Origin of the sequence: Thioclava sp. IC9 (genome assembly GCF_002213225.1) — a bacterium.
Taxonomy (GTDB): Bacteria; Pseudomonadota; Alphaproteobacteria; order Rhodobacterales; family Rhodobacteraceae; genus Thioclava; species Thioclava nitratireducens.
The window spans coordinates 631,690-638,679 of record NZ_NBNX01000002.1 but is presented as its reverse complement, the minus strand read 5'-3'; the positions used below and the strand labels follow the sequence as shown (position 1 = coordinate 638,679).

Genomic DNA, 6,990 nt, shown 5'->3' with positions numbered 1-6,990 from the left:
CGGCCGGTTTTTTGAACATGCTCCGATACAAAGCGGAAGAAGCTGGTGCGGAGTTCCTCGAGGCGAAGACGCGAGAGCTGAAGCCGTCACAGCGCTGCCCGGACTGCGGCGCGGTGCGCAAGAAGACGCTCGCGCAGCGCCATCATGATTGCGACTGTGGCTGTCGTCTCGGACGAGACGAGGCCGCGGCCCGCGTCCTGCTGAACTGGGGGCTCGTGGAGAGCCGACGTCGCTAGAACGCGGAAACGATCAAGCTGGCCGGGACGGTCGGGGATCAGGCAGCCGCCTGATCCGAAATCCCTTCCAACCTACGAGATTGGTGGGGCAGGTTCATGAAGAATTACAAGTCTGGCGGCCCCTCGCGGTGTTCTACGGCCTGTCCGAGACGCAAGCCGAGAAGCGTCCGGTCAAGCCCGGCTACGTCCCGGCGAGCTGATCGAAGCGGCTCGGGTCGAGGGAGCGAGCTGGTTCCGGCTCTCGACCGGCATAGAATATTCGGGACTCTAGACCATCGAGAACGCCTAAGCCTTCGCAATCAACGAGACTCGGTCGCGGAGTGCCTCTGCTTGCGACAGTCAAGCTTTACACCTCGGGCTACTGCTTGATCTCCGGTTCGACGAGTCGGGCAAGGTTCTCCAGTGACTGTTGCCAGCCGAGGTAGCAAGCCTCGACCGGTATGGCGCCTGGCACCCCGGCCCATATTTCCCATTGGGTGGCGGAACATCCGCGCGAAGATCGGCGTCACAGTGAGGATGCCGATGATTTCGAAACACACGGCTCGGCGAATACGATCTGTGGTGCAGCGCATGGGAAGGCTGCAGTCCCTCCCGCGGCTTCGTCTTCCATCGTCACGCGATCCGTTCGCGTCCTTGCGGCGGAAAGATCGTATCGTATCCCAAAGTGAAGACGAAGGCGTAGCCGAGATAGAAGCCTGCAAAAGACGCTTCCATCATGAGAATGGTCAGCAGGGAGGTCTCGAGCCACCATGCGAATATCGGAAGAAGCAGCGCGAGCAGCGTCGCCTCGAAAAGCACCGCGTGAACGATCCGGAGCGGTATCGTCTTGCGGACATCGCCGCGACGCCAGAGCAGGATGTGATCGAAAGCCAGGTTGAAAAGGTAGTTCCAGGCGGTGGCCGCGGTCGCCCCGAGAACGACCAGCACGCCCATATCTCCCATGGGGTGATCGAAGACCCAGGCGAAGAGCGGCGTCACGATGAGGATCCCGATGATTTCGAAACTCACGGCCTGGCGGATACGGTCTGGGGTGCTGCGCATGAAAAGTCTTCGTTAGGTCAGGCGGTCCAGCGGGCAGACCGTGTGCTCGGGCAGGGGGCGGGTTTCCCTATGGTGGGTCCCGCGTGCTGGCTTTTCAAGCCGGACCCGACGCTGGTCGCGCCGGCCCGCAATTCAGCCTTTCAAGAAAGCCAGCAATGGTCTGTCTTATAGCTAGCTTTTCGCCTCAGCATCTGGCGTCAGTTCTCGCAGATGCGTTCCTGCTCGTTTCCTGGTCTGCCGAGCATCCTCTCAAATACCAGCTTTCAAATAGGGAGTGCTCAATAAACGATATGCCACATCGCGAACCGCGAACTTCTAGACTGTTTATCGAGCACTTGCGGTCCAGATGCTTTACGTGCTCGACCATATACCTTCCTAGCGTCATGTAGCGTTAATCGAGCGCCAGGGGGCTCCCCTGCGGCTCCCACAGCGTGCCGGATCTTTTGAGGCTTTGCGCTAGGGATGCGGGAGATGGTCAATGGTCTAAAGGTGGCTAATATCCCAGGCACACGGGGCCGCTTCGAATGCTTCAGGCCGCAGCCGCCTAGCTCGATTGAAGACCAGAACCTGCGCTCCTTCCCACAAGCGCCGGCCCGTAACGGATGGTTTCTGCATTTTAATCATGGACATCGTCGTGTTCCGGCGTGTTTGCGCTCATGAATTTCGAAGTTTTGGCGTGGTTTTTCCGAGCCCGGTCGCTCTCCGGAACGGCCATTACCCCGTCGTGTTGTCTCCCTGCCGGCTGATGGTCGGCTCGTAAATCGGAAGGAGATTACTATGACCTATAGCCTCAAATCGATCGCCCTCGTCGGCCTTCTCGCCTCTGCGGCTCCCTTCGCGGCCTTCGCCCAGGATAGCAACGCCGCTGCCGGTGTTTCGACAGACATGGGCGGCAGCGCTTCGGTTGCTGCGCAGGGTGCGGGCACCGATGTCGGCGCGAATGTGGATACGGGCGCCTCGGCGGATGCGGGCACGACCTCCGGCATGGGCCAAGGCGAGGCGGTGAAGACCTACGGTCAGCTCATCTCGAGCCTGAAGGCGAACGGTGCCGCCTCCACCGATCAGTTCTCCGATTATCAGGTCGGCACCGACGGTGAGGTGGAGATCGTCGCGCTGTCCGACCTGCAGGGCAAAGGTGCCGAGAATGGCTCCGCGGCTCTGAAGAACGCGGCCGGGTCCGACGTCGACGCCGATTACAGCCAGCTGCCGGACGGCGTGTTCGACGGCACCGGCTACACCGCAGATGACGTCGAAACCGCATTCATCGATACCGATGGCAACCTGGTCGTCGTGGTCAACGGCAACGCCTGATCGACCCTCACACCTAAATCCTCCCCGGAGCCCCTCGTCGCACGCGGCGGGGGGCTTTCTCATGTCGCGGTCGTCTGGGCGAGCGCAATTGTAGCTCTTCGCGAATAGGCTTGTAGCGGTTCGGGCCCTTTGAAAGGCAAACGCCCGCACGGGTGCGGGCGCGTGGTGTCGGAGTGGTCCTGGCATCGTTCAACTACGTTTGTCTTCTGCGAAGGTGGTATTCAAAAACTCGGTGAAAGCTGCCCAGCTCTTTTGATCTGTCTCTAGGTCGTAGTTCGGGAAACCGAAGGCGGAGAAAAGGTGGCCCGCGCCGGGATAGGTCTCAATCCGATGTGCGACATTCGCCATCTTGAGGTCATCTCGGAAGTTTACCAGTTGCGACACGGGAATGCGTGTATCGGCTTCGCCATGCGCCACGAAGATCGGCGCCGTGCCCTCCGGGATCATCCGTCCCGCAGGATCGGAAACGCGCCCGGAGAAGATCGCGTAGCCGTCGATCCCCATATCCGCGCCGAGCCCTGAGCGAACGATTTCCATCGCGGCGCCACCGCCCATCGAATATCCCATGACAAGAATATCCGGGCCGCCCAAGTCTTCCGCCGTCGCAATCGTTGCCAGGAGTATCTCCTCCAGCCGCGCTGAATCGGCAAAGAGCGCATCATGCGCCGCCGCCTTTTCCTCCATTGTGCGCGGCAGTTTTCCTTTGCCGTGAAGGTCCCCGACGAAAGCGTCGTAGCCGATTTCCGCCAGCATCTCGGCGCGATCCTTCTCGTAATCGGAAATTCCGTTCCAAGTCGGCAGGATCACGACCGTCGCGCGCGCATCCTGTGCCGGCGCGAAATAGCCCTCGAAGGAAGTTTCATCCGCAGAATATCCGACCGCGCTTCCGGCCTCGGCCGCTCCGGCGATCAGGAGTGCGATTGCGGTGCCTATAGTGATCTTCATCTGTCTATCTCCATTTCATGTGCGTTTCCGGTGCGACGGCTCTATTTGCGAGACAGGTCGCTCGGGGTAGAATGGCGCTCGAAGATCCCGAAAGTCCTGAGAGAGCGCCGAAGAAAGGCCGAAAAATGACGGCTACCGTCCGCATTGGCGGATTTCGTTTCGACCCGGAAAGCGGCGAGCTTCTGGGGCATCGAAGGGCCGTGTCCCTGCGACCGCAATCGGCGAAAGTGCTCGCGGTGTTGCTTGCCGCTCGGGGGGAGATGGTTGGCAAGGAGCGTCTCATGGAGGCGGTCTGGCCCGACACGCATGTCACCGATGACAGCCTCGTTCAGTGTATCTCGGAAATCCGAAAGGCGCTCGGCCCGCGCGATGGGAAGCGGCTGCAGACCCTGCCGCGCAAGGGATATCGCCTCGCGGTTGATGCTCCGGTCGCGACGGGGACTAGGGCGCGTCTCGGAGCGCTTTCCGTTCTGGCTGTGATGATGGTCGCGATTGCGGCGGGACTATTTTTCTGGCCTTTGACGAAAGCCACTGCCGACCCGAAGACGATTGCCGTCATGCCGTTCCGGAACATGAGCGGCGATGTCGATCAAGGCTACTTCTCCAATGGGGTCGCCGAAGACTTGATCGTGAGCCTCTCGAGCCTCTCCGATATGCGGGTCCTCGCGCGCGGCACGAGCTTCCCGCTCGCTGACGCGCATCGCGATATCCGGGAGGTCGCCAAGATTCTCAAAGCCGATTACCTGCTGGAAGGCTCAGTGCGGCGTGTCGATCGAACGCTGCGGGTCTCCGCCAATCTCGTCGACGGGAGGACTGGGCAGAATATCTGGGCCGAGCGCTATGACGGCTCGGTGGAAGATCTTTTCGATTTTCAGGACAAGGTGCTCGCGCAGATCATGCGCGTGCTGTCCGTGCGCCTGTCGCGGGCTGAGCGTGAGCGGCTCGGCATCCGGGGCACCGAGGATATTGCGGCCTATGATGCGTATCTGCGCGGACGCGAGTTAGAGAACCTCTATAGCCGCGACACCAATCTTCGCGCAGAGGAGGCGCTGAAATCTGCGCTTCGGCGCGATCCCGACTTCGCGCTCGCCCATGCCCATCTTGCGCAGGTCTACAGCTTTCGTGTGGAAAATAACTGGACGCAGGATCGAGACCGTTACATCCGCGCCGCCTTCGAGGCCGCCGAGAAAAGCGTCACCCTCGATCCCAAGCTGCCTTTCGCCCATTTCTCCCTGGGCCGGCTCTACACGCGCAGCTTCGCACCCGATCTCGAACAGGCCATCCTGCACTACAACGAGGCGATCCGCCTCGATCCGAATTACGTCGACGCTTATGTATTCCTTGCGAATACCTACATCTTCATCGGCAAGGCCGAGGAGGCGCTTCCGCTGATTTCGGATGCCTTCGCCCGAAATCCTGTTCCGCCATTCTGGTATCACCTCGCTGAGGGCATGGCGCGGTATTTTCTGGGCGACTACGACGCAGCCGAGATCGCGCTCGTTAGAGCGCGCGATCAGAACCCGACCGCGCCCTTCCCCTATCGCTTCCTGATCGCGACCTACGGGCAGATGGGCAATCTCGACGAGGCAGAGTGGATGGCGATGGAATACGAGTCTCTTGGGCGTTCGGCGACCGTCTCGGCCCTTCTCGAGAGCGCATCCATTCAGGACGCGGCTTATCGTGCGCGGTTTGCGGAAGGGTTTCGCAAGGCGGGTTTGGCCGAAGAGTGAGCGTTGAAAAGGCGCGCGACAAGGGGGCACGCGCTTAGCCGCCGAACTCCTTGCGCGCGGTCGTCGCGGCTGCGTGCAGGTGGGTCCGCATCGCTGTCTCCGCCCAATCCGGGTCGCCCGAGCAGATCGCGTCGGCGATTTCTTGATGATGCGCGGCGGAGCGCTGGATCGCCGCCTCGTCATAGCTGTGGAATGTCCGCGCGACGAGGGCGAGGTTTACTACGAGAGACAGCATCGCCTCCAGCCGCGGCGAGCGCGAGGTCGCGAGGATCAGTTGGTGGAACTCCCGGTTCGCCTCGGTGATCTCCTGGAAATCCGCATCGCCGCGCGGCGGCACATGGTCGGCCATGCGCTTGGCCAGGCGCTGCAACTCGGCGCATTCGGCTGCGTCGGCAAAGCCTGCGGCGCGTTTCGCGGCATAGGATTCCAGCAGCAGGCGGATCTGGAAGATCTGCTCGATCTCGTCGGGGCCGAGGCCCACGACGCGCAGGCCGGGGCCTGCCTCGCGGGTCAGCAACCCTTCGAGCAAGAGCCGCTTTACCGCCTCGCGGATCGGCGTGCGAGACATCTTCAGGCTCTGCGCGATTTCGGCCTCGGTGACACGCTCGTTCTCGGCGTAATGGCCCGAAAATATTCGTTTCCGAATGGCAAGATAGGCCTGCTCGGCGGCGCCGATTTTTTCGCCGCTTTCCTCCTTGTGTCCCATTCCCCCCTCCTTCGCCGGATCACGCCGTCTGAGGCTTCGGGAAGCCGCCTGCTTTCATGAGCATCCCCGGCACCGTATGCCCCACGGCCTCTTCGAGGGCCTTCGCCGTCTCGATCGCCTTGTCCAGATCGTATCCGGTTGTAATACCGGAGCGTTCGAACATGTAAACAAGATCCTCGCTCGGGACATTGCCGGTCGCGCGCGGTGCGAAAGGGCAGCCGCCGACACCGCCGAGCGCCGCATCGAAGGAGCGCACGCCGGCCTCAAAGCCCGCCCATGCATTCGCGAGCCCGGTATTGCGGGTGTTGTGGAGATGCAGGCGGATCGGCAGGTCGGGAAAGCGTTCGCGCACGGCAGCGACGCGCTCTGTGACGTCGCGCGGCGAGGCTACGCCGATCGTGTCAGCTAAGGTCAATTCGTCGGGCGCGGTCTCCATAACCTTATCGAGCACCCAAGTGAGCCGCGATACCGGAACCTCGCCCTCGAAAGGACAGCCGAAGCCCGCGGCGAAGGTCACGTTGGTCTTCTGCCGTCCCTTCGCGCCAGCGGCGATGTCGCGCCATTGCGCGATGCCCTCCTCGGTCGTCATGCCCTGATTGCGCTGGCTGAACGTGTCGCTGAGAACGATCGCGTAGTTGATCTCGTCGACACCAGCGACCTGCGCGCGCAGGAAGCCGCGATGATTTAGCACCAGCCCTATATAGCGCATCCCGTCTCGGGGAAGTCGTGCGCAGATTTCCTCGGCATCGGCCATCTGCGGCACCTTCTTGGGATTAACGAAGCTGGTGATCTCCACCCGGCGCGCGCCGGCGCCGATAATGCCCTTCAAAAGCTCCAATTTTGTATCCACGGAGAGGGCCCGCTTCTCGTTTTGGATGCCGTCTCTCAAGGAAACATCCACGATTTCAACGCTATTACTCAAGATTTCGCCCTCCCGAAGAAAAATTGTTGCCACGCAACTCCAAAAATGTATGCATTATTTCCGAGGAGAGTCGAGTCCGCTTCGGTGGGCCGATGTGAG

7 protein-coding genes are annotated in these 6,990 nt (G+C 61.4%); 3 read left to right on the top strand and 4 right to left on the bottom strand.

The features are described from left to right. A partial coding sequence (locus tag B6V76_RS08535) for a zinc ribbon domain-containing protein (protein ID WP_141104904.1) occupies positions 1-236 on the top strand: 236 nt, incomplete at its 5' end. Positions 237-848: 612 nt separating this feature from the next. Here B6V76_RS08535 and B6V76_RS08530 read toward each other — a convergent pair. Beyond that, positions 849-1,277 carry a PACE efflux transporter gene (locus B6V76_RS08530; protein ID WP_088727186.1) on the bottom strand — a complete coding sequence of 143 codons (429 nt, stop codon included), beginning with the start codon at positions 1,275-1,277 and terminating at the stop codon, positions 849-851. A 777-nt stretch (positions 1,278-2,054) separates the two neighbouring features. Here B6V76_RS08530 and B6V76_RS08525 point away from each other — a divergent pair. Beyond that, entirely contained in the window at positions 2,055-2,588 is a 534-nt protein-coding gene (locus B6V76_RS08525; RefSeq protein WP_088727185.1) for a hypothetical protein, read from the top strand. A gap of 189 nt (positions 2,589-2,777) precedes the next feature. Here B6V76_RS08525 and B6V76_RS08520 read toward each other — a convergent pair whose 3' ends face one another. Further along, positions 2,778-3,533: a dienelactone hydrolase family protein gene (locus tag B6V76_RS08520; protein WP_088727184.1), complete on the bottom strand. Its 756-nt coding sequence runs from the start codon at positions 3,531-3,533 to the stop codon at positions 2,778-2,780. 125 nt (positions 3,534-3,658) lie between these two features. Here B6V76_RS08520 and B6V76_RS08515 point away from each other — a divergent pair, with 125 nt between their 5' ends. Next, positions 3,659-5,263 (top strand): winged helix-turn-helix domain-containing protein, encoded by a 1,605-nt coding sequence (locus B6V76_RS08515; protein ID WP_166504571.1) that lies wholly within the window; start codon positions 3,659-3,661, stop codon positions 5,261-5,263. A gap of 34 nt (positions 5,264-5,297) precedes the next feature. Here the strand turns inward: B6V76_RS08515 and B6V76_RS08510 are convergent, their stop codons facing one another. Beyond that, a complete protein-coding gene (locus B6V76_RS08510; protein WP_088724516.1) occupies positions 5,298-5,969 on the bottom strand; it encodes a GntR family transcriptional regulator in 672 nt (223 codons plus the stop codon). Between the two features lie 19 nt (positions 5,970-5,988). Further along, entirely contained in the window at positions 5,989-6,924 is a 936-nt protein-coding gene (locus B6V76_RS08505; RefSeq protein WP_276206131.1) for a hydroxymethylglutaryl-CoA lyase, read from the bottom strand. Positions 6,925-6,990 lie beyond the last annotated feature (66 nt).

Bases quoted from the DNA above. Each gene is read 5' to 3' on its own strand.
- B6V76_RS08530 (WP_088727186.1), bottom strand. From the start codon at position 1,277: ATGCGCAGCACCCCAGACCGTATCCGCCAGGCCGTGAGTTTCGAAATC.
- B6V76_RS08525 (WP_088727185.1), top strand. From the start codon at position 2,055: ATGACCTATAGCCTCAAATCGATCGCCCTCGTCGGCCTTCTCGCCTCT.
- B6V76_RS08520 (WP_088727184.1), bottom strand. From the start codon at position 3,533: ATGAAGATCACTATAGGCACCGCAATCGCACTCCTGATCGCCGGAGCG.
- B6V76_RS08515 (WP_166504571.1), top strand. From the start codon at position 3,659: ATGACGGCTACCGTCCGCATTGGCGGATTTCGTTTCGACCCGGAAAGC.
- B6V76_RS08510 (WP_088724516.1), bottom strand. From the start codon at position 5,969: ATGGGACACAAGGAGGAAAGCGGCGAAAAAATCGGCGCCGCCGAGCAG.